A 23940-nucleotide genomic window follows, 5' to 3' on the forward strand; every position below is an offset into this window, starting at 1 on the left:
TAGGATAGGCTCTCGAAACCTATCGCAGCGCTTCCACCACATCGCGCACCGTCGTCACTGCGGCGACGTTCTGCATGGCGTAGTTCACCGATGCCTTGTGCCACTCGGCGTTCATCGTCGAGCAGCCGTCTTCCGGCACGATCATGATGTAACCCTTGTCGGCGCCGGTGCGGGCCGTGTGTTCGATCGACATGTTCGTCCAGGCGCCGGTGACGATGACCATGTCCCGGCCGTAAGCCTTGAGCACCGTTTCGAGGCTGGTGCCCTCCCAGGCGCTCATGCGCATCTTTGCGACAACGATGTCGCCCGCCTGTTGCTCCAGTCCCGGCACAGGCAATGCGCCCCAGGTGCCGCGCACCAGGGCATTGGAATCCACCACACCCTCGAACAGCGGCGCATTCAGCGTAAAACCCGGCGCCCCGGGCTCGACCAGGAACCAGACATGGATGACGGGTACGCCGGACCGGCGGCATTGGTCCGCGAGCCGGCGGATGTTTTCGATGGCATTCTGCTCGCGGCAATGCTGCGGCGAGCCGGAGGCGGCGAAGGCGCCTCCCTCCATCACCACATCGTTCTGCATGTCCTGGATGATCAGCGCGCAACGCGAGGCATCGAGCTGGAACGTACCGTCCGAGCCTGAGGGGGAGCGCTGCGGTTCCGACGACCGCGCGCCGTGGGAAGAGACATCGGCGGAGGATTGGCCAGCGCGCATGAAAGGTTCCTTTCTCGGGCCGATCTTCGTCTCGACCGTGTAGACCGACGTCGTCGCGGTCATGTAGAGGGTGCGCCAGTCCGGGCCGCCCCAATGCAGGTTGGCAACCTCTTCCGGCACGACGAGTTTTCCGAGCAGCCGCCCGCCGGGGCTGTAAACCCAGACGCCGCCTGGCCCCGTCACCCAGATATTGCCGGCCTCGTCGCATTTCATCCCGTCGGGAAGGCCGGGCTTGCTGCCATCCCGGATGCCGGATGCGAAGGTCCGCCCCTCGGAGAGAGAGCCGTCCGGCTTCACGTCGAAGACGCGGATGTTCGCCTGGTCCGTATCGTTGATGTAGAGCAGTTTTTCGTCCGGCGAGAAGCACAGGCCGTTCGGCTGCGAGAAGACATAGCGGCCGACGACCAGTTCCGGTTCGCGACCGAGCTGGCCGGGGCGGATACGGAAGACGCCCTGCCAGCCGAGATCGCGTGGCCTCTCGACGCCGAAGATCGGCATGCGGCCATACCAGGGATCGGTGAAATAGATCGAGCCGTCGCTATGGATGCAGACGTCGTTGGGACTGTTGAGCTCCTTGCCCTCGAAATGCGAGGCCAGCACCTGCCGCGCGCCGTCGCGGCGAATGGCGACGACCGAAGACGTGGCATGTTCGCAGACGATCAGGTCGAGATCGCGCGTATAGGTCATGCCGTTGCCCTTGTTGGAGGGCCTCGCCACCTCGCGCACGCCATTGCGGTCGAGCCTGCGGCGCACGTCGCCCGGCATGTCGGAGAACAAAAGATACTGCTCGACCGGATGCCAGATCGGCCCTTCCGTGAAGGTAAAACCATTGCCCGCCATCCTCACCGGGGCATTCGGGTCGATCAGCCTGGGGAATTCCGGATCCAGCACCTCATGCGCCATGGTTCATGCTCCCGTTTTCTTGCCGAATTTCGGCCGTCCGGCGACCGATCCAGCCCTGTCCAACTGATAGACCTTCATCGCGGTGTCGTGGAAAATCGCCGTTCGCACCGCCTCATCGAGATCGCTTGCGGCGATCAGGAAGGAATCGACCAGCGGGCCGTAATCGGTCCAGATTTTTTCGATGGGGAAATTCGAGCCGAACAGGCAGCGGTCAGGACCAAAAATCTCCAGCGCCTCGTGCAGGATGCGGCTGATATGGCCGGTCTCGTTTTTGTGGATGAAAGTGCCGAAGGCCGAAAGCTTGGTCACCACGTTCGGCTGTCCGGCAAGGTGCTTCAGTTCCTGGCGCCAATAATCGTAACCCGCAGGCGAAAGGTCTTCCGGCATGCCGGCATGCTGCAGGATGAAGGTCACTTTCGGGCAGGCGGCGGCAAGCTCGGCCGCGCCACGCATCTGCGACGCGAAGACCTGCAGGTCGAAACTCCAGCCATAGTCCGCCAACGCCGCAACATTGCGCATGACGTTCGGATCACGCGCCAGATTGGGGTCGGCGGCAAAACGGTAGAGTGGATTTTCGTGCCAATGGAGCTGGTGGCGGATGCCGCGCATCAGCGGATATTTCTTCAGCCGGTCGAGCGCCGGCCGGGCGTCCTCGACGGTCATGTCGCAATAACCGACGATGCCGTGCGGCCAGCCGCTGCGGTCGGCCTCGCCCTGCACCCAGGCCACTTCGTCCTCGAAACGCTCCTTCGCCCAGTTCGCCTGCACATAGACGGATTTGACGATGTTCCGCCCGGAAATATCCTCGAGATATTCCTCGATCGGATAATCCCGGCGGATCGATTCATAGGGGCCGAAGATGCGCGGCTGCATGGCGCCCATCAGCCAGGGAAGGTCCTTGCGTCGCCAGATGTGATGGTGGGCGTCGATAATCTTCATCATGCTGCAAACCTCGCGATGTCAAGCAGTTCGCCGCAAAGCCGCTCCGTCGAAGCGCCGTTGCCGAGCCGGTCGATATGGGGAAGGATGGACGAAAGCGCCTGTGTCTGCGGCACGTAATCCGCATCGCCGGCAAGCGGCGTCAGCCAGACGATGCGCCAGGCGCGGCGCGACAGCCGCTCGACGGCCTCGGTCATCGCCGTATGGTCGCCACGCTCCAGTCCATCGGAAAGAACGACCGTGAGCGCACCCCGGGCGAAACCGGCAAAACGCGGCACGGAAAGAAAGGCCGCGAGGGCATCGCCCAGCCGCGTGCCGCCGTCCCAGTCGGCAACCAGCGTTGCGGCGATGGCAAGCGCCTGGTCGCGATTGCGCAGCTTCAACGCCCGCGTTACCCGCGTCAGCCGCGTGCCGAGGGTAAAAACCTCGAAATGGTCGGAGACGGCGGCCAGTGTGTGGGCAAAACGCATGTAGGTGTCGGTGTGCTGCTTCATCGAGCCGGAAACGTCGATCAACAGCAGGATGCGCCGCTGGCGCGTCTTGCGCGCCATTTTCGGCAGCCGCATCACCTCGCCGTCGCGCTTGACGGCATCGCGCAAAAGCTTGCGCATGTTCCAGCGATCGCCTGCCTTGGCGGCGGTACGGCGATAGGTCTGGCGGCGCGGCAGGCGTGACGGCGCCTGGCGGCGGAAGCGGCGCAGGATCTCGCTTTCGTCCATCTCGACGAATTGCCGCAGCGACAGAGCTTCGGCGCCGGTGGCCTCGTCGCCGGATTCGTTGATCTCGTCGGCTTCCGGCGGGTCCATCTCGCCGTCACGCTCGTCATAGGCGCGCAGTTCTTCCTCCTCGTCGTCGGACGTACCGGCGGCGATCGACTGGCCGAGGAACAGGAGGCGGAACAGCGCGTCGAACTCCTCGCGGCGCTCCGGCGGCGGCGCCAGCGTCGCCAGCCCCGCCTTGTGGATGTCGCCGACGGTTTTGGGCCCGAGCAGGCCGACAGCCTGGATGAAGGTCTGGGTCTGTTCGGGCGAGACAAAAAAGCCGTTGCTGCGCAGGAGCGTCGAGAACTCGACGAACGGCCAGACGGCGCGCGGCAGTTCCTCGGCGCTCGTCATGCCGCCGCTCCCGAGATCAGCGCATCGATACGCGGCGCCACGAATTCCAGGTCGTCCTGGTCCTTCAGCGCCACGCCGATAGCGCGCTTGAAGGCAGTCGGCCAAGGAGACCCCTGCGAATGCAGCAGCGTCGCCGCCTCCGCCCACTCCACGGTTTCCGCCACGCCCGGCGGCTTTGCCAGCGGCTCCTGGCGGAGGCGGCCGACGGCGGCGACCACGGCATCCGCCGTCTCGCGCGCCACCGTGCTTGCCCGCATCATGACGATCTGCGCCTCGCGCATCGGGTCGGGATAACCGATCCAGTGATAGACGCAACGCCGCCGCAGGGCCTCGTGCAGTTCGCGGGTGCGGTTGGAGGTGAGGATGACGACCGGCGCCTCTTCAGCGCGAACCGTGCCACGCTCGGGGATGGAGATCTGGAAATCCGACAGAAATTCCAGCAGGAAGGCCTCGAACTCGTGGTCGGAACGGTCGATTTCGTCGATCAGCAGCACCGAATCCTTCGGATTGCGAAGGGCGTCGAGCATCGGCCGGGCAATGAGGAAATCGTCGCCGTAGATGTTGAGATAGGTGTCGCCGGCCTGCCGGATCGCCAGCATCTGGCGCGGGTAGTTCCATTCGTAGAGTGCCGCAGCGGCATCGATGCCTTCGTAACATTGCAGGCGGATCAGGTTGCGGCCAAGCACCGAGGCGATGGCTTTGGCTGCCTCCGTCTTGCCAACGCCGGGCGCGCCTTCGAGCAGCAGCGGCTTGCCGAGCGCCAGCGCGAGATACCCTGCCGTCGATAGTCCGTCGTCGGCCAGATATTGCGCGGCATCCAGCGCTGCCGCGAGCCGTGCGGGACTGTCGATGCCGACGATGGAGCGACGGACGGGCATTCAGCAAGCCTCCGCGGGGCAGGATTGGAGGATGGAAAAGGTGCCGCCATGCTCCTTCTCCCCGGCGGGGAGAAGGGGATGTGGCAACGTTCTGCACTGCATTCTCCGGGTTCCCGGCCTCATCTCACATCACCATTTCGGCTGCGGCTGCGGCCCGCCGATGGCGGCAATCCCGCGCAAAACCTTCTCCGGCGTGATCGGCAACTCGTCGATACGCACGCCGACGGCATTGAACACCGCGTTGGCGACGGCCGGCAGCACCGGATTGGCGCACATTTCTCCCGGACCCTTGCCGCCGAACGGACCGTCCGGCGCCGGGCGCTCCAGCACCGAGATGTGGTGCGGCGCGATATCCCCAGGACCCGGCATCAGGTACTCGTTGAAGTCCACCGGTCCGTGGATGCGGTCGGGGTAATAGGGTTCCGTCGTTTCCCAGAGAGCGTGGCTCATTCCCATCCAGGCGCCGCCGATCAGCTGCTGTTCGACAAGACGCGGATTGAGCGCCCGGCCGACTTCGTAGGCGCTGTTCATCTCGATGACGGTCACCTCGCCGGTCTCGTCATCGACGTCGATGTCGACGACCATCGCCGCATGGGCAAAGCAGGTCACGGGTGTCATCTCGCCGGTATCCGGATCGACATCCGAAAGCGGCACCAGGAAGATGCCGCGACCGGACACCGTGCGCCCCTGCTTGAATTGCGCCGCCCCGCAGGCCGCCGCGGTGGTGATCGATTTCGACGGCGCGCCCTTGACGTGGATGTTGCCCTTGCCGTCCGTCACCAGGTCGTCGGGGTTGACTTCCAGCTCCTGCGCCGCCGCCTCCATCATCACCGAACGGGCTTCCCTGGCGGCGGCGATGACGGCGTTGCCGACGCGGTGCGTGCCGCGCGAGGCAAACGAGCCCATGCAATGCGGGCCGGTGTCGGAATCGGCGGTGTCGACATAGACGTCCTCGACGGGAATGCCGAGTGTTTCCGCCGCGATCTGCCGCGTCACCGATTTCATGCCCTGGCCGAGGTCGATGGAGGACAAGGCGACCATGAACTTGCCGTCCGGATTGGAATGCACCAGCGCCTGGCTCGGATCGCCGCCGAGATTCATGCCGATCGGATAGTTGATGGAGGCAAAGCCGCGTCCGCGATGAAGGGTCATGTCAACGTCTCCTGAGGCCTGAGATCGACGAGAAACGGTTTACCGCCGGCCGCTGTTCAACTGGCGTGGCCGGCTGCGACGGAGTGGGGTTATAGGTCGAACTCGGCGTTGGTGCGTTTTCTGCCGGCCGTCGTTCGGGCGCACCGGGCGCCGGCGAAGAACTCGCAGCCGGCGTATAAGCGGGCACGCTCGGGAAAGCAGGGGTGGAGGGAAAGGTCGGTGTCGAAGGCACATAGGGCTGCGGCTGGTAACCGAAGCTCGAAGTCCCGCTGCCGCGCACCATCCCCTTCTGGTCGATCGCGGTATGGGCCGGGATCAGCGCCCGCTCGCCACCGCCGCCCTTCAGCGATGACATCGCCTTGTATTCGCTGCCGATCTTCCACTTGGCCTTTTCGGCGACGACCTGGCAGCATTCGATCAGCGCCGTATTCTTCGCCAGCCGCCGGTGCGCCTTCATGTCGCCGTCGCGATAGGAATTGAGGATGCGCAACTCGATCGGGTTCATGCCGATCTTCGACGCCACCTTGTCCATATGCGCTTCGATGGAAAAATCGACGCCGGTGATGCCGAAACCGCGCATGGCGGTTGCCGGCGTGCGGTTGGTGAAGACGCAGTAGACGTCGGACGAGACGTTGGGGATCGTATAGGGACCGGGAAGATGGCCGGTGCCCTTGATGATCGCGTAGCTCGATAGGCGGGTATAGGCGCCGGAATCGAAATAGCCGATGAATTTCCGGGCGATGATGCGCCCATCGTTCATCACGCCGTCGGTGATGTACCAGCGCTCCGCGCCGCGCGGCGCGCCGACCTGCATCTCTTCCTCGCGGTCCCAAGCATAGCGCACCGGCTTGCCGGTCAGCATGCAGCCGAGGATGGCCATCGGCTCGTGGATCGAATCCACCTTGCCGCCGAAACCGCCACCCACCGTGCCGCCGATGAAATGCAGCCGGTTCGAAGACACCTTCAGCATCTTCGCGGCGGTGCCGAGCGAGAAGAACAGCGCCTGCGTCGAGGTATAGACGACAAAACGGTTGTTGGTCTCGGGTGCTGCGATGGCGCCGCAGGTTTCCGTCGGCGCCTGCTCGATCGGCGACATCTGGTAGCGACCCTCGACCACATGGTCGGCCTGGCGGAGTGCGGCCTCGACATCGCCGAAACGCAGCTTCTGGTGATCGTATTTTTCGTGGTAGAGAAAGGTATTGGTGGGGTAGGTGGGGTTGACCGAAGGCGCACCCGGCTTGATCGCCTCCTCGACATCAAGCACATGCGGCAGCACTTCGTAATCGACGCGGATCTTGGCGATGGCGTCGAAGCAGGCCCGCTCGGTTTCCGCCACGACGGCAACCACCGGTTCGCCGACATAACAGACCTTCTTGTCCGCCAGCATCGGCTCGTCGTCGAGGCCGAAATCCATCAGGCTCAAGAGCGTGTTGAGGTTGAGCGGCACGTCGCGGGCACGGATCACCTTCTTGACGCCCGGCATGCGTTCCGCTTCCGACGTATCGACCGAGCGGATGCGGGCGTGGTGATGCGGCGAGCGCAGGCACTTGAGATGCAACAGGCCATCGAACAGGTGATCGTCGAAATAGGGCGAGCGGCCGGTGACGTGGCCGAGCATGTCCTGCCGCTGCGTCGGCTTGCCGATCTCGTTCAGGTTGTCGTCGCGTTCGTCGGCGAAATATTCCTTGCGAAATTCAATCATGGCAGGCCTCACCCGTATCTGCGGCCACCGCTCTGGGCGGCAGCGAGCACGGCATTGATGATGGGTTCGTAACCGGTGCAACGGCAGATATTGCCGGAGATCGCCTCGACCACCTCCTCGCGGGACGGTGAGGGGTTGCGGTCGAGCAAGGCCTTGGCGGCCATCAGCATGCCCGGCGTGCAATAACCGCACTGGGCGGCGAAATTGTCCATGAACGCATGCTGCAATGCGTGCAATTGCGGCCCGTGCGCCAGGCCCGCGGTCGTTTCGACCGACTGGCCCTCGACGGTTTCGGCAAGCGTCAGACAGGAAAGCCGCGGCTCGCCGTTGACCAGCACCGTACAGGTGCCGCAAGTGCCCTGCCCGCAGCCGTATTTCGGCGAGAGATCGCCGACGCCGCGGCGCAGCACGTCGAGCAGGTTGGAGCCCTCCTCCGCGAAGATCGCCTGGCCGCTGCCGTTCAGTTGGAATTGGATGGGTTTCTTGGCCATGAGACTACCTCCTCTGCCCGAGCAGAAGGCGTTTGAGATGAACGGGGGCGATCTGGCGGCGATACCAGTCCGAAGCGATCGGATCGCTCGGCGGATCGACGCCTTCGGTGGCGACGGCCAGTGCCTGGGCGATGCCGGCCTCGTCGAGGCTGCGCCCTTCGAGCGCCCGCTCGACGGCGAGCGCCCTGAGCGGCCGCGGTCCCATGGCGCCATAGGCGACGCGGGCATTGGCAAGGCGCCCCGCCTGCATCGGCAACACGGCGGCGATCGACATCACGGCGATGCCCTTCGGCTTGACGCGGCTGACCTTGACGTAACGGAACGCGTTGACGTCACGGAGCCGCGGGATCTGCACCGAAACGATGACCAGGCCGGCATTGCGCTCGCGGGCGTTCAAAAACTCGTCCAGCGATATCGGCTGGCCGCCGGCCGGCACCACGCGGGCGTCGAGCGCCAGCAGCGCGGCGGTGAAATCGCCGTAGGGCGAAGCGGCGAACAGGTTGCCGCCGACCGTCGCCATGTTACGGATCGCCGGTCCGCCGACGGTGCGCGCCACCGGCGCCAGAAAGGCCGTCTCGCGATTGGCGATAACCTCCGACATGGTGATGCCGGCGCCGATCACCAGCATGTCGCCCTGCTGGGCGATCTGCTTCAGGCGCGGATCGGTGGTGCGGATGATGGTGTCGAACGACTGGTCGCCGTAATTCACCGCCCGCATGATCAGCGTGCCGCCGCCGAGATAGCGGGCGCTGCGGCTCGCCGCCAGCGCTCTTGCCGCCTCGTCGACCTGCGCGAAAGTCTTCACGCTCATTGGCATATGCTGTTTCCTCTTCTTACGCCGTCGCGGCCGGTGCGAGCCCCATATGAGCGCGCACGGCCTCGAAACCCGCCTGATAGATCTGTTCAGACACCATGTCCTTCAGTCGCTGTTCTTCGCCCGCCGGCGTGTCGAAGCGCGATTCCCACTCCCAGAAGGTGAGATCGCCGTCCGTCACCGGCGTCAGCCGGACATGCGCCACGTAGTTCAAAAGCGGCACCGGCGTATCGAGCAGGCAATAGGTGAAGGCCATGTCGGCATCCGACAGCGTCAAAAGCTGTTCGCGCAGTTCGGAGCCGTCGACCAGGTGGAAGCGGCGCACGCAGCCCACCTTGTCGGAACTCTGGCCGCGCTCGATATGGCTGTCGGCCACCGCCGGGTGCCAGCGGTCGTGGCCGTTGAAATCGCGCAGGACCTCCCAGACGGCTTCGACCGGCGCTTCCATGATGGTGCTTTTGACGATCTTGACCACTCGTCCCTCACCGCCCGCCGAAATGCCGCTTCAGCGCGTCAAACCCGCCCTGGAAGACATTGGTGCCGATACCGTTGACCAGATCGCCCTCGACCTCGGGCGTGCAATCGAACTCCGCCGTCCATTCGATGAAGGTCCGGTCGCCATCGGAGACCGGCGTCAGCCGCAGGGTGGCGATGTAGTTCGTCAGCGGCATCGGCCCTTCGAGGATCGTATAGGTGCAGAACATGTCGTAGTCGGAGAGACCGAGCAGTTTTTCCCGCAGCCGGTCGCCGTTCTGCAGGTGGAAGTCGCGCACGCAGCCGATCTTGTCGGACGGTTCGCCGTTTTCGATGCGGCTGTCGCGGATGCGCGGGTGCCAGCGCGGCAAGGCATTGAAGTCGCGGACGCGCTCCCAGACCTTGGCCGCCGGCGCGTCGATGACGCTGGATACGAAGACACGGGCCACGGCTTACCTCACTTCTTGTCGTCGGATTTCGGGGCGCCACCGCCGCCTTTCGGCGCGGAATCCTTGGCAATGCGCTGCAAGTCGCTCGCCTCGCGGATGAGGCCGCCCATCTTGGTCAGGCTGCCGCCTTCGATACCGATATCGTGGAGCAGGTTGTCGATCAGCGGCGCCTGGACACGATACCGAAGCGCGGATTCGATCACCTCGTCGGTCGGGTTGCGCGGCGCGCCCTCCCCGCCCATGCCGCTGCCGCCGAGCTGCATGATGCGGATGTCGTTGATCTTCTCCATCGGCTTGACCGAGGCGGCAACGATGCCTTCGATGTGATCGAGCAGCTTGCGGCGGAAGAGCGAGTAGCGCGCCTCGTCGGTGAGCACGTTTTCGGCCTCGTTGAGCAGCTTCTGCGCCTCGGCCTCGACGGCACGGCGAACCTTTTCCGCCGAGGCGGCAATGGTCTTTTCCTGCGCCGCCTTCTCGGCCATGACGATGTCGACGTTGCGGCGGCGCTTGGCCTCCTCGGTCTCGCGGGTCGTCTTCACCTGCTCCTCGGCTTCCGCTGCGCGGGCACGGGCGAGATCGGCCTCGGCACGGGCGGCGGATTCTTCCAGCGACTTCTTGTAGAGGACGATCGCCTTCTCCATCAGCGCGTTCTCGACCTCGCGCTCGCGGTCCACTTCCAGCTTGCGGCGGTCGCGCTCCTGGGTGATGCGGGCTTCGTCAATGCCGCGTTCGGAGGCGATGCGGGCGCGCTCCACCTCCTCGCGGGAGGCGATTTCGGCTTCGCGCAGCACCTGCGAGCGGGCGATTTCCAGCTGCTCGATGGCGCGCTTGCGCTCGACGCGGGCCGCTTCCAGAACACGATCGCGCTCGACCTCCTTGGTTTCGACGTCGCGTTGCGCGGCAATCTCGGCCTGGCGAACCTTGGCGTCGGCCTCGGCGCGCTCCGCCTTCTTGGCGGCAAGCTCGATGACCCGGGCCTCGTCGGCCTCCTCAATGGCACGCTTGCGCTCGATGTCCCGGACTTCCCGTTCCTTGGACGAGGCGATGCGCTCCTTCTCGACCGCAAGGTCGGCGGCGATGCGTTCGCGCTCCACCGTGTCGCGGCGCTTGATATCGGCCGTCTCGATGGTGATATCGCGCTCGATCTGCAGGCTGCGGGTATCCTTTTCCGCCGTGATGCGCTCGGCATCGACGCGGGCCTGCTGGGCAATGCGGTCCTTCTCGATCGCGAGATCGGCAGCGATCCGTTCGCGCTCGACGGTATCGCGGCGCTTGATGTCGGCGGTTTCCACCGCCTCGTCGCGCTCGATCTGCAGGTTCTTGGTTTCCTTTTCGGCGGCGATGCGCTCGGCGTCGATCTGCAGCTGCTGCTCGATCCGCTCCTTCTCGATGGCAAGGTCGGTGGCGATGCGTTCGCGTTCCACCGTATCGCGCCGTTTGATCTCGGCGGTCTCGATGGCCTCGTCGCGGGCGATCTGCAGGTTGCGCGTGCCCTTTTCGGCGGCGATGCGTTCGGCGTCGATGCGTGCCTGCTGCTCGATCCGCTCCTTTTCGATGGCCAGTTCCGTGGCGATCCGTTCGCGCTCGACGGCGTCGCGGCGCTTGATGTCGGCGGTTTCCACCGCTTCGTCGCGGGCGATCTGCAGGTTGCGAGTGTCCTTCTCGGCAGTGATGCGCTCGGCATCCACACGCGCCTGCTGTTCGATACGGGCCTTCTCGACCTCCTCGTTGGCGAGGATTTCGGCGCTGCTCAGCGCCTTGGTGCGGGCGATCTCGCGTTCGCGCACATCCTGCTCATAGGCGATTCGGTCGGCGGCGATCTTCTTTTCCTGGGCGATGCGGGCGGCTTCCGTCGCTTCGCGGGCGGCGATTTCTGCCTCGTCGATCAGCCGCTGGCGCTCGATTTCGCGCGACTGCGTCTCGCGATCCTTGGCGATGCGGGCTTCGGTGACCTTGCGTTCCTGCTCGATGCGGGCGCGCTCGACATTTTCGCGGGCGGAAATCTCGGCCTGCTGAATCATGCTCTGGCGCTCGATCTCGCGGGCCTGGGTTTCGCGCTCGTTGGCGATGCGGGCTTCGGCGACGGCGCGCTCCTGCAGGATGCGGGCCTTTTCGATTTCCTCGCGGGTCTCGATCTCTGCCGTCTCGATGGTCCGCTGCCGCTCCAGCTCGCGCTGGCGGATCTGCCGTTCGGCGGAAATGCGGGCTTCGGCGATGGCATGCTCGTTGGCGATGCGGTTCTTCTCGATCGCCTCGCGGGCGAGGATCATGGCGCTTTCGGCTTCGGTGTCGCGCTCGGCGCGTTCACGGGCCAGCTGGGCGCGCTGCTGGGCACGGCGGAACTCGACGTCGCGTTCCTGCTCCAGCCGGGCCTCCTCGCTGGCGCGTTCGATTTCCAGCGCCTGCTTTTCGGCTTCCAGGTTGCGGGTGCGAATCTTGATGATCGAATCCTGCTCGATATCGTTGCGCAGCTTGCGGCGGCTTTCGATATCCTGGATCAGATGCGTCAGACCCTCGGCGTCAAACCGGTTCGAGGGGTTGAAATATTGCAGCTCGGTCTGGTCGATATCCTTGATCGCCACCGATTCCAGCTCCAGGCCGTTCTTCGACAGGCCTTCCTGGGCAAGATCGCGGACACGATTGACATATTCGGCGCGCTGCTCGTGCATTTCCTCCATTGTCATCTCGGCCGAGATGGCGCGCAGCGCCGATTCGAACTTGCCGGAAAGCAGCGCATGCAGGTTTTGCGCCTCCAGCGTCCGCCGGCCAAGCGTCGAGGCGGCAATCGACACCGCCTCGCGGGTCGGCCGGACGCGGACGTAAAATTCCGCCTCGACATCGACGCGCATGCGGTCCTTGCTGATCAGCGCCGTTTCGCGATTGCGGACGATCTCCAGCGGCAGCGTGTTCATGTTGACGGGCGTGATGTCGTGGATGATCGGCCAGACGAAGGCGCCGCCGTCGATCACCACCTTTTCGCCGAGGAAACCGGTGCGGACGAAGGCGATTTCCTTGGTCGAGCGTCGGTAGAGCCAGTTCATCACCCAATAGACGATGGCGATGACGATGACCGCCAGAATAAGCCAAAGAATGAGCTGGCCGATCAGCTGTCCAGTCATGGTTTCTCTCCCCAAATGCGCGTCGTGACGGTATCGGCGATCATGGCGCTCACCGTCCTTTGATCTGCTTGAACCGGGCGGTCTGCTCGGTGAGTGCAATCTCGGCCGGCAGCCTCTCCATCGAGGAGGCGCCGTAAAAGCCGTGGCAGTTTTTCGTGTTCTTCAGGATGAACTCGGCGTCCTCGGGCATGGCGACAGGGCCGCCATGAGCCAGGATGATCACATCCTTGTTGACCTTCAGCGCCGCTTCCGACCATTCGTCGACCAGCGCCGGGCAATCCTCGAGCTTCAGCGCCGTCTCCGCGCCGATCGAGCCGCCGGTCGTCAGCCCGAAATGACAGACGATGATATCGGCGCCCGCCTTCGCCATCGCGTCCGCCTCGCCGGCGTTGAAGACGTAGGGTGTCGTCAGGAGGTCACGGGCATGCGCCTTGGCGATCATGTCGACCTCCAGCCCGTAGGACATGCCGGTCTCTTCCAGATTGGCACGGAAGGTGCCGTCGATCAGGCCGACGGTCGGAAAATTCTGCACACCGGAAAAACCGATACGCTTCAGCTCGTCGAGGAACACATCCATCTGCCGGAACGGATCGGTGCCGTTGACGCCGGCGAGCACGGGCGTGTGCTTGACCACCGGCAGTACCTCGCGCGCCATGTCGACGACGATCTGGTTGGCGTCGCCGTAAGCCAATAGGCCGGCGAGCGATCCGCGCCCGGCCATGCGGTACCGCCCGGAATTGTAGATGACGATGAGGTCGATGCCGCCGGCCTCCTCGCATTTGGCCGAAAGTCCGGTGCCGGCGCCGCCGCCGACGATCGGCTGGCCGCGCGCCACCATGCCGCGGAATTTTTCGAGGATCTTCGATCGTTCGATCGCCATGATTTATCTCCTTGCCCGTCCCGGCCGCTGCCGCCCGCCGCCGTGAAGGGCGCGGAAGGTACGGACGATTTCGTCCGAAAATGCCTGGTCGTTGATGTGGTGCGGCACGCGGATGAGCTGCCGGTTGGATGTGGCCCGCACGGTCTCTTCGAGCGTGCGGAACAGAGCGCGGTCGGCATCGAGATCGTGGAACGGCTGGCCCGGACGGTCGAGCGCCGAGACGCCGCCCTCCGGCAGGAAAAAGCGCACCGGCCCTTCCATCTCGTTCAGCCGGCCGCCGATCCAGCGGCCCATCTCGATGTTTTCGGCCCGCGTCGTACGCATCAGCGTCACCTGCGGATTGTGCTGGTAGAATAGGCGGTTTTTGAATTTTTCCGGCACGGTTTCCGGCGCGCCGAAATTCACCATGTCGAGTGCGCCGACCGAGCCGATATAGGGCATCTGCCTGCGGATGACGGCACCGAACCGGTCCTCCGTCGCCGGGAAGATGCCGCCGACCAGCATGTCGCAGATCTCGGTGGTGGTGATATCGATAACAGCGGAGATCTGGCCTCCGTCGATCAGCTTTTCCATCGACTGGCCGCCGATGCCGGTGGCGTGGAAGACGAGGCATTCGTAATCGTCGCCGAGCGCGGCGGTGATCTGCTGGATGCAGGGCGTGGTGACGCCGAACATGGTGAGGCCCACCGTGCGCGGTGTTTCGGCAGCAGTGGTCCGGCGGGTTTCCGCGCGGCTTGCCTGCTGCGCCTTGACCATGCCTGTCAGCGCGTTGGCGCCGTTCGCCAGGATATCGCGGGTAATCGAGTTCAGCCCTTGCACGTCGGCGACCGAATGCAGCATGAAGATATCCGAGGCCCCGACATATTTGCGCACGTCGCCGGAAGCGACGGTGGAGATCATCACCTTGGGAATGCCGACTTTCAGCGCCCGCATCGCCGGCGCGACGATCGCCGTGCCGCCCGAACCGGCGGCGCTGATGATGCCCAGCACGGCGCCGCGCCGCTGCATCCAGCGCTCGAAGGCGAGCGTCATGCCGGCAACAGAGGTGCCGCGATCCGACGTGAAGACGCCGCTGGCGCCGCGCGGATGGAAGGCCGCGATCTGGTGCGCCGGGATATCGGCACCGGAATGTTTTCCCGAGGTCGAGAGGTCGACGAGGCGCACCGGCAGGCCGGCGGCCTTGATGATGTCTCTGATGTAGCGCAGTTCCTCGCCCTTGGTATCGAGCGTGCCGGCCACCAGAATAGCGACGTCACCGCCGGCGTTGAGATGGCGCAGTTCGGCCGAGCCGACATCCGTCGAGCCGGAGCCGACTTGCGTCATCGGCCGGGCCGACTGCTCCAGCACCCGCACCGGCACCGGCTGCGACCAGCGGGTCGGCGGTTTCGGATTCGAGACATAGATCTTGGTAACCGTCGATGCCGTGCGCTGTTCGGCGGTTTTCCCGTCTCCACCCTCGGCCGGTGCGGCCTCTGGTTCATGCGCCTCCTCGCCATGCCGGCCGACACCGAGCAGGCGCTGCTGCAACTCCCTGTCGCCGGCCAGCTGGGCGGCGTCGGTGACGCGGTTGATGCGGCCGTTGACCATGATCGCGACCTTGTCCGCGACCGTGGTGGCGACGCCGATATTCTGCTCGATGACGAGGACGTCGATATCGCCTTCCTCGCCGAGCCGCACCAGCATTTCGGCGACCTGGTTGACGATGACCGGTGCCAGGCCCTCGGTCGGTTCGTCCATGACAAGCAGTTTCGGATTGAGCAGCAGGGCGCGGGAAATCGCCAGCATCTGCTGCTCGCCGCCGGAAAGCTGGCCACCACCATTCTGCTTGCGCTCGGCGAGCCGTGGGAAGGTGGCGTAGATGCGGTCGACAGACCAGGCGCCCTTGTTGCTGCCGGCCACCAGCCGCAAATGTTCGTCCACCGTCAGCGACCGCCACAGCCGGCGGCCCTGCGGCACGTAGCCGATGCCGAGGCGGGCGATATCGGCCGGCGCCTTGCCGCGCAGCTCCTGCCCATCGAAACGGATCGAACCGCTGGACGACGGCACGAGGCCCATGATCGCCTTGCACAGCGTCGTCTTGCCCATGCCGTTGCGGCCGACGACGGAGAGCACGCCGCCCTGCAGCGTCAGGTCGACGCCCTGCAACGCATGCGAGGAGCCGTAATAGACGTTCAGCCCGCGGACTTCGAGGATGGATTCGGACGATCTCGGGCGCTCAGCCATGACCGCCTCCGAGGTAGAGTTCCTGCACTTCCGGATCGCTTTCGATCTCGCTCGGCCGGCCTTCCTTGAAGATGCGGCCGTTGTGCATCATCGTCACGCTTTCCGAGACGCGCAGCGCGACGTCCATGTCGTGCTCGATGATGATGTAGCCGATATGGGCCGGCAGGTTCGTGAGGATTTCGATCAGCTCGCGCCGCTCGGTCGGCGACAGGCCGGCGGCCGGCTCGTCGAAGAGGATGAAGCGCGGGGCGCCGGCGAGCGCCAGGGCGATTTCCAGCTGCCGCTGCTGGCCGTAGGACAGTTCGGCAACCTTGGTGTCGCGCACGTCGATCAGGTGGACGGCGGTGGCGAGCTGTTCGGCGGAATGCATCAGCGCCTCGTTGCGGCGCGGCCGGATCAGCGAGAAGCGACCGCGCGATACGCCGCGGCAGGCGAGATAGATGTTGTCGAGGACGCTGAGGCCCGTGAACAGGAGCGAGATCTGGTAGGTGCGGCGCAGGCCGCGGCGGATGCGCTCATAAGCCGGAAATTCGGTGACATCCTCACCGAACAGGCGGATGGTGCCCAAGGTCGGCAAGAAATCGCCGGTGATGCAGTTGAACAGCGTCGTCTTGCCGGCGCCGTTGGAGCCGAGCACCGCGCGGCGCTCTCCGGGACGGACGGTCAGCGAGACGTCGGTCAGGGCAGCCAGCGCCCCGAACATGCGGGTGACGCCGCGCAGTTCGAGCGCATTGGCGGTGCCGGCGGCGGACAGTCTTTGTGCAACACTGACCGCCATCAGAGCCTCCTGTCCCGCTCGGCCGTCAATGACGAAGCGGCGCGCATGCGGTCGCGGAAGCGCGGCCAGAGACCGAGGATGCCGTCGGGCGACCAGAAGACGATGGCGAGGAAGGCAAGGCCGACGAGCAGCTGGAACCGCTCGCCGGGAATGCCGACCAGCACCAGCACGTCGAGCGCGAAGGTGCGCAGGACGACGAAGATCAGCGCGCCGATGAACGGCCCGATCGGGTGGCGTATGCCGCCGATGACGGCGATGACCAGGATATCGATGGCCGGGCCGACAGCCACCGTGCCGGGCGAGATCTGGGCGTTGAGCCAGACGAGCAGCACGCCGGCGACGGCCGCGATGAAGCTGGCGAAAGCGTAAGCGGCGATGCGGTGCGCCGTGACGTTGAAGCCGAGGGCGGCCATACGGCGCGGATTGTCGCGCACGCCCTGCAGCGCCAGGCCGAACGGGGTGCGGGCGACGTAGATGACGACGAAATAGGCAAGCGTCGCGAAGAACAGCGTCAGGTAATAGATCGGCACCGGCTGGCGCCAGTCCACGCCGAAGAGCTGCGGCGGCAGCACCTGGTTGAAACCGTTGAAGCCGTTGAAGACACCGTAGTTCTGGCGGACGAAATAGAAGAAGGCGGTCGCAATGGCGAGCGTGATCATGATCGTGTAGATGCCGGCCGTTCGTACCGCCAGCGCTCCCGTGATCGTGCCGAACAGCGTGGCGATGGCGAGCGCTACCGGCACGGTCAGCCACCAGGGCCAGCCGAGGCTGATCTGCACCACGCCGCTATGGCCGAAGACGGCAACCATATAGGCCGCAAGACCGGCGACGGACATCTGCACCAGGCTGACCATGCCGCCGTAGCCGCCCAGGAACATCAGGCTCAGCGCCACCATGCCGAGGATGAAAGCCCAGCCGAAGATCTGGAAGAGCACGAAGTTGCTGGCGACCACCGGCATCAGCAGCAGAATGAAACCGAGGACCCAGTAGACCCAGGGAATATTGGCCGGGCCGTAGAGTTCCGCGCGTTTATGCGGCTTGCCGGAGGCATCGACGCGGCTGGTGAGTTGATCCGTCGACGCCATCAGCGGGTCCTCCCGAACAGGCCCTGCGGCCGGAAGGCGAGCACGACCACCATGATCAGGAAGGTCAGCACCACGGCATAGGTGGGAAAATAGACGGAGCCGAACTGCTCCGCGAGGCCGATGATCAGCGCGCCGACCGCGGCCCCGGGAATGGAGCCCATGCCGCCGACGATGACGACCACCAGCGAGGCCAGCAGGAAGCGGGTATCTTCTCCCGGCGCCATCGACTGGAATGTGCCGCCGACGACGCCGGCGATGCCGGCAAGACCTGCACCGAAGGCGAAGACCAGCACGAAGACGCGCTGGATGCGCACGCCGGTCGCCGACAGCATGTCGCGATCGTCGACGCCGGCGCGGATCAGCATGCCGACGCGCGTCCGGTTCAACGCCAGCCACATCAGCACGCCAACGACGACGGCGCCGAGGAAGATGACGAGGCGAACGATCGGATAGGTGAGGTAGACGGCTTCGCCGTTGCTTTTCAGCGCCGTGACGAGCGGCAGTTTCACCGGGCCGGACAGCCACTCGGGCGCCAGGATCTGGTAAAAATTGCCGCCCCAGATCCACAGCATCAGGTCGGCGAGCACGATGGAAATGCCGATCGTCACCAGCGTCTGGCGCAGGTCCTCGCCTTCCATGCGCCGGAACACCACCACCTGCAGTACGATGCCGAGCAGTCCGACGACGATGAAGGCGACGACGAAGCTGAGCAGCCACCAGCCGGTGGTCACCGCCACGCCGTAGCCGATGTAGCCGCCGAGCATGTAAAGGGAGCCGTGCGCCAGGTTGACGTTCTTCATCAGGCCGAAGATCAGCGTGAAGCCCGAAGCAACGAGAAAATAAAGCGCACCCAGCGTGATGCCGTTGAAGAAGGCGTTGAGGAACACTTTCTTCTTGCCGAACACATCCTCGAAACCGGGTGGCCAGGCGGCAAAGATCGCCCAGACGAAAAAGGCCAGCACGATGAAAATGATCAGCGACCAGATCGGTTGCCGGTTGATGAACGACCTCATGGCGCGCTCCACGGCCGGCCGGCCGGCAAGGGGGCGCAGACGGATGCGCGCAGTTGGCCCATCGCAAAGGTCAAGTTGCATCCTCCCAGTGCAGGTCGACTTTGTTCGTAACGAGGAGATTAAGACTGCGGCCGGAAAATACCGTACCTTTCAGTCTCATCCTTTCCCATCCAATCGGCAAAAGCGCCGCGGATGGTTTTGCGTCGGCCAAGTGTCTGCAAACGCACATCTTCTCGGCCCCAACCTGCAAAATCTCGGCCGGTGGCGCGGGCGAACGAGAGACGAATCGACTTCGCCCGGTGCAGCCTTCAGGCCTCAGCCGACATAGGCAACGCGTCGATAATCCGTCGGGGGAATGCCGACGTTGGCGGTGAAGAAACGGGTGAAGCTGGCCTGCGAGGCGAAGCCGAGATCGAGGCCGATGGTGGTGATCGGCGTCTTCGTCCGCGTCAGCTTGTCGATGGCGTTTTCCATCCTGAGCGTGTTCAGATAGACATTCGGCGTGAGCCCGGCATGTTCGCGGAAAAGCTTGTAGAAATGCGGCCGCGAGAGGCCGGAATCACGGGCGATCGTGTCCAACGCCAGTTCGTCGCCGATACGCTCGTTCATCAGCCGGATCGAGTTGCGGACACGGTAGTCGCGCACGCCGCTCCATTGCTGATTGAACGGCGTGCTGTCGTCGCCGAACGGCGAGGCATCCGGCGACCACTGCCATGTCTGGTCGTAACATTCACGCGTCAGTTCGTAGAGATAACCGTCGAAAAGGTCGGATTGCTCATCCTCCAGCAGCAGCGTCGAGACCAGTTGCACCAGACGGTGAATCTGCGGCGTGACGATGATCCGGTCGCGGCCGAACCTGAGCGCGCTCTGGGCGCTGCGCCCGACCTCCAGAAACCATATCGGCTTGATGTAGAGAACGAGAAACAGCGTGCCGCCGTCCGCGTCGCCCGGCATGAAACTATGGGCCTGCCACGGGTTCACGGCGCTCGCCGTGCCCCCGTCGACACGACAGTCCATTCCCGAGGCGGTGATCACGCTGGGAGCCCCCTGAACGAAGAACGCCAGATGTCCTTCGCGATGGGCATGCGTCACCATCGGGCGGTTGAGCTTGTAAAGCGTCGCACGCCCGAACAGCCCGTGATATACGGCCAAGGCTGTACTCATTCCTCCCTCCCGCTTTTGCGGTTATTATTGTCCGGATTAAGCATTGAAACAGGCACCGCCCGCAAGATGCGGCGTTTCAAAAAAGATACTGAAAGATATGGATGCTGCAGTTTTGAAGCTGCTCCATTGAAAAACGTAAATGTGATTATTACACTCTACTTCGCATTTCTTGCGACGCACAAAAATCCACAGGCTTTTTCTTGCATTTGCGAACACCTAAAGTGCCGCGCTCATGAGCTGCAGATAATCGCTGGCCGTCGCCCGCCGCGGATTGGTGCCGTTGGTATGATCCTTTTCCGCCTGCGGTGCAGCCTTTTCGATGGCGGCCCGATCCACCCCCATGGCGGCGAGTTTTTTAGGTAAGCCGATGCGGCAGCTCAGCCGCGACAGCGCCTCCGACAGATCGTCGCCGCGCGGAAGATCGATGGCGTCCTTGAGCGCCGTGTATCGATGTGAAACGGCGGGCGCATTGAACTCCAGCATATGCGGCAACAGAACGGCATTCAGCGTACCGTGATGCAGATGGTAGCCGGCGAGGCCGCCAAGCGCATGGCTCATGGCATGCACGCCGCCGAGCCCCTTCTGGAAGGCGAGGGCACCGTTCATCGCCGCCGCCATCATTTCACGGCGGGCCTGCAGGTCAGAACCCTTCTGGACGGCGCGCTCGATGTTGGCGGCCGCACGGCGCAGGCCGTCGAGGGCGATGCCGTCTGCCGGCGGATTGTAGGCGGTGGCGATATAGGTTTCGACGCAATGCGTCAGCGCATCCATGCCCGTTCCGGCCGTTAGCAGCGGCGGCAGGGTCAGCGTCAGGGTCGGATCGCAGATGGCGACCTTGGGGATGAGGTATGGGCTCAGCAGGCCAAGCTTGCGGCCGTCGTCAAGGATGATCAGCGCGCCGCGGCCGACTTCCGAGCCGGTACCTGCCGTCGTCGGAATGGCGATGATGGGCGGAAGGACGTCGCGGATGCGTGCCGTGCCGCCCTCTACCGCCGCATAACTTTGCAGCGCGCCATCGTGGCTGACCAGGATACCGGCAGCCTTGGCAAGATCGATAGACGAACCGCCGCCAAACCCGATCAGGCAGTCGCAGTCGTTGCCTTTGAAAATCTCCGCGGCCTGCCGGCAGGCGGCTTCCGTCGGGTTCGAGGGCGTTTCGGAAAAAACCACCGGTTCGGTGCGGCTGTCGAAGGAATCCAGCAGGCGGTCGAGCAGGCCGGCGCCAAGCACGCCGCGATCGGTAACAACCAGCGGCCGGCGGATGCCAAGCGCCGCAGTTTCCGCCAGCAGCGCCTCTTCCAGCACGTCGTCGGCGAAATGGATCCTGGTAAGATAGTTGATCAGCGACATGGGCCCAACCCTTGGCGAACGTGCCCGCGCCCGGTCGGTCGCGGCAAGCCGGGGCACCCTCATGGCGCAACGGCTCACCGGCCGGCAGCCCGGCCCGATCCAGGGACAGGCGCCGCCCGTCCCCGATTGAGACAAGGCGTCGCGGGGGATGGAAACAGGAGCCGGGGCAGAAGGCCCCGGCCGGCGCTTCAGGCTGTTACTGGTACTTCTTGCATTCCGGCACGTCGCGCGACGGCAGGCCGATCGATGCGAAGACGTCCGCCGGCAGGCCGAGCGTCTGGTTGACGTCCGGAACGGTCTTGACCAGCTTGTTGATCAGGTTGCCATCAGGGCCTTCGGCCACTTCGCTGATGAAGTTGGTGCCGATCGCCTGGCGGTTCTGATCGAGCTTGATGTGGCCGTTCGGCGCATCGAGTTCCATCTTGGCCAGCGCCTCGCGGAAGGCCTTCTGGTCGCCGGAAACGTCACCCTTCACCTGCTGCAGCGCCTTCAGCGTCGCCATGGTGGAGTTGTAGTAACCGGTCGCAAACAGCGACGGCGACGGGAAACGCTTGTCGGCCGGGAAGGCGTCCTGATAGGCCTTGACGAACTTGGTCCAGGCCGGATCGTCCGAGGTATCCGCCTGCGGGCCGCCCGACGGCGTGCCGATCAGCGCCTTCTTGGCATCGCCCTTGGCGTTGAGAACGGTGCCGTCGACCATGATCGTGCCGCCGATCAGGTGGGCTTCGCCACCGGCCTGCTGGTACTGGTTCAGGAAGTTGACGGCATCGCCGCCGCCGAGGCCGACATAGATGGCGTCGACGTCATCCGGCAGCGAGGCGATGATCGAGGCGAAGTCCTTGGTGCCGAGCGGCACCCACTGGCGTTCGGTGATCTCGCCGCCCGCCTGGCAGAAACCGAGCGCGAAGCCGAGGAAGTTCGTGTAACCGAAAGAATAGTCTTCGGCGACCGATGCCACTTTCTTCCAGCCCTTGTCGTTGTAGACATATTCGCCAAGGCCGGCACCCCACTGCGCGCCGTCCATGTTGAAACGGAAGAAATTTTCCGCCGGATCGACATAGGTTGCTTCCTGGGCGCCCGACAGACCGTTGATGATGGTGATGTTCGGGTTCTGCTTGGCGAAGTCGCGCAGCGCAATGCCTTCCGAACCGGAAAGCGGACCGACGATCACGGTGACGCCATCCTGCTCGACAAGCTTGCGGGCGGCGCGCACAGCGCTATCCGGCGTCGTGTCGGTCGAAGCGATGATATGGTTGATCTTCTTGCCGTCGATCTCGCCGATTTCCTTCAGAGCGACCTCAACGCCGCGAAGCGCATCTTCGCCGAGCACCGTATAGGTGCCTTCCAGCGTGGCAAGCACGCCGATCTTGATATCCTCGGCCAGCGCCGAGCCCGCTGAAAGCATGGCGGCGGCAGCCACCGTGGTCAACAACCACTTCTTCATTTTCGTTCCTCCCATGGCCCGTTCCTCAACGGGGGTTCTCCACCAACGAGAGCGAGAGTATGGGAGAGGCGGCGGAACCCGATTTCCCGAAGTTCCCTCTTATATCTTTAAGTCTGATTTTTCGGCCGAACCATTGGTTCCCGGGACTAGACCACACCCCAGGCCTGGAAACGCCGCCGCCCGGTCATCTCGCGCAGGTTGAGGTCGGCAACCATGTTGAGGGCTCCCTGTTGCGTCACCTTCAACTCCTGCTCGATCATCGTCGACGACACCATCGGCCGCGACAGGACGAGATCGACAAGCTGCGGCAGCTTGGAATTCGACCGCCGCCCCTTCAGCCGCCGCTCCATCTGTGCCTTTGCCTGCATCAGCCGGTCATGCTCCTTCATGCCGAGCGTCGCCGCCTCTTCCATCGCCTGTAGCAGGGCAACCAGTCGTGTCGTCCGGTCGGGCGCATGGCGCAGTTCGCGCGGCACGGCGCGAAGGCCGCTGTTGAGGGCGGCGAGGTGCGCGGTAACAAGCCCGGCCTGCCGCAGCAATGCCGCGACCAGCAACCGCCCGAGCCACGGCACATGCTGCAGCACGTCGATCGTACGCCACACATCGAGCAACAACGCGGCCCGCAGCACCGGCGGCAGGTGCTGGGAGGCCTCGGCGAGCCGGTGCCACTCGTCCAGCCGGCCGTCCTCGTCCCAGTCGAGATCGTAGGCCAACGGGTCGCGCTCGCGCAGAGCCGCGGCGGGGCCGTCGTTGCGCAGCCGTGCCATGGTTTCGCCGGAGCGCTTCAGCACGGCGTCGATTGCTGCCAGTTCCTCGTCGAGACGGTGCTCGTCGCTCGGCTCGTCCTGCCTCTGTTCCGGCGAGGGATCGGTCGCCGGGAGCGGCGGGGGTTCCGCGGAGCCGCGACCGGCCAGATGGCGCAAGCCTGCGGGCGAAAGCGCCCAGTCCGGCGGATGTGAAAAGATCTGGCGACGGGCGCGCAAAACGGCATGGGCGCGCACCAGTTCGTGCGTCGGTGCACGAATATCCATGTGGTTGTCGTGCAGCACGAGATCTTCGAGGTGGACGAGTTCGCCGTCGATCCAGAGGCTCGACACGGCATCCTGGAAATGTGTCCGCTCGATCCAGCCCGCTCCGATCGGCGAGCGGGCGATGCGTTCGTCCAGCCGCGCCAGCATCGCCGTGGCGCGGGCGACCGGTGTTATCAGCCGGTCGAGGGGAATCGTGTCGAGGCGATAGACCATCGGTCTTTGTC

20 protein-coding genes are annotated in these 23940 nt (G+C 64.6%); all 20 read right to left on the bottom strand.

The window, feature by feature from the left end:
• Positions 1–19: 19 nt before the first annotated feature.
• A complete protein-coding gene (locus DEM27_RS26510; protein ID WP_109461262.1) occupies positions 20–1615 on the bottom strand; it encodes an isochorismatase family protein in 1596 nt (531 codons plus the stop codon).
• Positions 1616–1618: 3 nt separating this feature from the next.
• A complete protein-coding gene (locus tag DEM27_RS26515; RefSeq protein WP_109461263.1) occupies positions 1619–2557 on the bottom strand; it encodes an amidohydrolase family protein in 939 nt (312 codons plus the stop codon).
• Positions 2554–3669 (bottom strand): vWA domain-containing protein, encoded by a 1116-nt coding sequence (locus DEM27_RS26520; protein ID WP_109461264.1) that lies wholly within the window; start codon positions 3667–3669, stop codon positions 2554–2556. Before DEM27_RS26520 ends, DEM27_RS26515 begins: the two co-directional genes overlap by 4 nt.
• On the bottom strand, positions 3666–4547 hold the full coding sequence (locus DEM27_RS26525; RefSeq protein WP_109461265.1) for an AAA family ATPase: 882 nt from the start codon (positions 4545–4547) through the stop codon (positions 3666–3668). Before DEM27_RS26525 ends, DEM27_RS26520 begins: the two co-directional genes overlap by 4 nt.
• Positions 4548–4676: 129 nt before the next feature.
• The gene (locus DEM27_RS26530) at positions 4677–5699 is read right to left on the bottom strand and encodes a xanthine dehydrogenase family protein molybdopterin-binding subunit (protein ID WP_109461266.1); all 1023 of its coding nucleotides are present in this window, start codon (positions 5697–5699) and stop codon (positions 4677–4679) included.
• A 1-nt stretch (position 5700) separates the two neighbouring features.
• Entirely contained in the window at positions 5701–7401 is a 1701-nt protein-coding gene (locus DEM27_RS26535; RefSeq protein ID WP_109461267.1) for a xanthine dehydrogenase family protein molybdopterin-binding subunit, read from the bottom strand.
• A gap of 8 nt (positions 7402–7409) precedes the next feature.
• Entirely contained in the window at positions 7410–7892 is a 483-nt protein-coding gene (locus DEM27_RS26540; RefSeq protein ID WP_109461268.1) for a (2Fe-2S)-binding protein, read from the bottom strand.
• Positions 7893–7896: 4 nt separating this feature from the next.
• On the bottom strand, positions 7897–8709 hold the full coding sequence (locus tag DEM27_RS26545; RefSeq protein ID WP_109461269.1) for an FAD binding domain-containing protein: 813 nt from the start codon (positions 8707–8709) through the stop codon (positions 7897–7899).
• 16 nt (positions 8710–8725) lie between these two features.
• Positions 8726–9181, bottom strand: coding sequence for an SRPBCC family protein (locus tag DEM27_RS26550; RefSeq protein ID WP_109461270.1), 456 nt, complete (start codon positions 9179–9181; stop codon positions 8726–8728).
• Positions 9182–9188: 7 nt separating this feature from the next.
• Positions 9189–9629: an SRPBCC family protein gene (locus tag DEM27_RS26555; protein WP_109461271.1), complete on the bottom strand. Its 441-nt coding sequence runs from the start codon at positions 9627–9629 to the stop codon at positions 9189–9191.
• An 8-nt stretch (positions 9630–9637) separates the two neighbouring features.
• The gene (locus DEM27_RS26560; RefSeq protein WP_109461272.1) at positions 9638–12748 is read right to left on the bottom strand and encodes a flotillin family protein; all 3111 of its coding nucleotides are present in this window, start codon (positions 12746–12748) and stop codon (positions 9638–9640) included.
• 49 nt (positions 12749–12797) lie between these two features.
• Complete coding sequence (locus DEM27_RS26565) at positions 12798–13628, bottom strand: phosphoenolpyruvate hydrolase family protein (protein WP_165823623.1); 831 nt, start codon at positions 13626–13628, stop codon at positions 12798–12800.
• A gap of 3 nt (positions 13629–13631) precedes the next feature.
• Complete coding sequence (locus tag DEM27_RS26570) at positions 13632–15851, bottom strand: ABC transporter permease (protein WP_109461274.1); 2220 nt, start codon at positions 15849–15851, stop codon at positions 13632–13634.
• Positions 15844–16629 (bottom strand): ABC transporter ATP-binding protein, encoded by a 786-nt coding sequence (locus DEM27_RS26575; RefSeq protein WP_109461275.1) that lies wholly within the window; start codon positions 16627–16629, stop codon positions 15844–15846. Before DEM27_RS26575 ends, DEM27_RS26570 begins: the two co-directional genes overlap by 8 nt.
• Positions 16629–17714 (bottom strand): branched-chain amino acid ABC transporter permease, encoded by a 1086-nt coding sequence (locus tag DEM27_RS26580; RefSeq protein WP_109461276.1) that lies wholly within the window; start codon positions 17712–17714, stop codon positions 16629–16631. The genes DEM27_RS26575 and DEM27_RS26580 overlap by 1 nt, the downstream gene beginning before the upstream one ends.
• A complete protein-coding gene (locus tag DEM27_RS26585; protein WP_109461277.1) occupies positions 17714–18727 on the bottom strand; it encodes a branched-chain amino acid ABC transporter permease in 1014 nt (337 codons plus the stop codon). Before DEM27_RS26585 ends, DEM27_RS26580 begins: the two co-directional genes overlap by 1 nt.
• A gap of 315 nt (positions 18728–19042) precedes the next feature.
• Positions 19043–19891 (bottom strand): helix-turn-helix domain-containing protein, encoded by an 849-nt coding sequence (locus DEM27_RS26590; protein WP_109461278.1) that lies wholly within the window; start codon positions 19889–19891, stop codon positions 19043–19045.
• A gap of 216 nt (positions 19892–20107) precedes the next feature.
• Entirely contained in the window at positions 20108–21241 is a 1134-nt protein-coding gene (locus DEM27_RS26595) for an iron-containing alcohol dehydrogenase (RefSeq protein ID WP_109461279.1), read from the bottom strand.
• Positions 21242–21437: 196 nt separating this feature from the next.
• Positions 21438–22685: an ABC transporter substrate-binding protein gene (locus tag DEM27_RS26600; protein WP_109461280.1), complete on the bottom strand. Its 1248-nt coding sequence runs from the start codon at positions 22683–22685 to the stop codon at positions 21438–21440.
• Between the two features lie 146 nt (positions 22686–22831).
• A complete protein-coding gene (locus DEM27_RS26605) occupies positions 22832–23929 on the bottom strand; it encodes an RHE_PE00001 family protein (protein WP_109461281.1) in 1098 nt (365 codons plus the stop codon).
• Positions 23930–23940: the final 11 nt, after the last annotated feature.

The organism is Rhizobium album, from assembly GCF_003122325.1.
In the GTDB taxonomy this organism is placed as follows: Bacteria; Pseudomonadota; Alphaproteobacteria; order Rhizobiales; family Rhizobiaceae; genus Metarhizobium; species Metarhizobium album.

Coding starts and splice junctions, on each gene's coding strand:
- DEM27_RS26510 (WP_109461262.1), bottom strand. CDS start 1,615: ATGGCGCATGAGGTGCTGGATCCGGAATTCCCCAGGCTGATCGACCCG.
- DEM27_RS26595 (WP_109461279.1), bottom strand. CDS start 21,241: ATGTCGCTGATCAACTATCTTACCAGGATCCATTTCGCCGACGACGTG.
- DEM27_RS26585 (WP_109461277.1), bottom strand. CDS start 18,727: ATGAGGTCGTTCATCAACCGGCAACCGATCTGGTCGCTGATCATTTTC.
- DEM27_RS26605 (WP_109461281.1), bottom strand. CDS start 23,929: ATGGTCTATCGCCTCGACACGATTCCCCTCGACCGGCTGATAACACCG.
- DEM27_RS26590 (WP_109461278.1), bottom strand. CDS start 19,891: ATGAGTACAGCCTTGGCCGTATATCACGGGCTGTTCGGGCGTGCGACG.
- DEM27_RS26535 (WP_109461267.1), bottom strand. CDS start 7,401: ATGATTGAATTTCGCAAGGAATATTTCGCCGACGAACGCGACGACAAC.
- DEM27_RS26525 (WP_109461265.1), bottom strand. CDS start 4,547: ATGCCCGTCCGTCGCTCCATCGTCGGCATCGACAGTCCCGCACGGCTC.
- DEM27_RS26600 (WP_109461280.1), bottom strand. CDS start 22,685: ATGAAGAAGTGGTTGTTGACCACGGTGGCTGCCGCCGCCATGCTTTCA.
- DEM27_RS26560 (WP_109461272.1), bottom strand. CDS start 12,748: ATGACTGGACAGCTGATCGGCCAGCTCATTCTTTGGCTTATTCTGGCG.
- DEM27_RS26580 (WP_109461276.1), bottom strand. CDS start 17,714: ATGGCGTCGACGGATCAACTCACCAGCCGCGTCGATGCCTCCGGCAAG.
- DEM27_RS26530 (WP_109461266.1), bottom strand. CDS start 5,699: ATGACCCTTCATCGCGGACGCGGCTTTGCCTCCATCAACTATCCGATC.
- DEM27_RS26545 (WP_109461269.1), bottom strand. CDS start 8,709: ATGCCAATGAGCGTGAAGACTTTCGCGCAGGTCGACGAGGCGGCAAGA.
- DEM27_RS26540 (WP_109461268.1), bottom strand. CDS start 7,892: ATGGCCAAGAAACCCATCCAATTCCAACTGAACGGCAGCGGCCAGGCG.
- DEM27_RS26520 (WP_109461264.1), bottom strand. CDS start 3,669: ATGACGAGCGCCGAGGAACTGCCGCGCGCCGTCTGGCCGTTCGTCGAG.
- DEM27_RS26570 (WP_109461274.1), bottom strand. CDS start 15,851: ATGGCTGAGCGCCCGAGATCGTCCGAATCCATCCTCGAAGTCCGCGGG.
- DEM27_RS26575 (WP_109461275.1), bottom strand. CDS start 16,629: ATGGCGGTCAGTGTTGCACAAAGACTGTCCGCCGCCGGCACCGCCAAT.
- DEM27_RS26515 (WP_109461263.1), bottom strand. CDS start 2,557: ATGATGAAGATTATCGACGCCCACCATCACATCTGGCGACGCAAGGAC.
- DEM27_RS26565 (WP_165823623.1), bottom strand. CDS start 13,628: ATGGCGATCGAACGATCGAAGATCCTCGAAAAATTCCGCGGCATGGTG.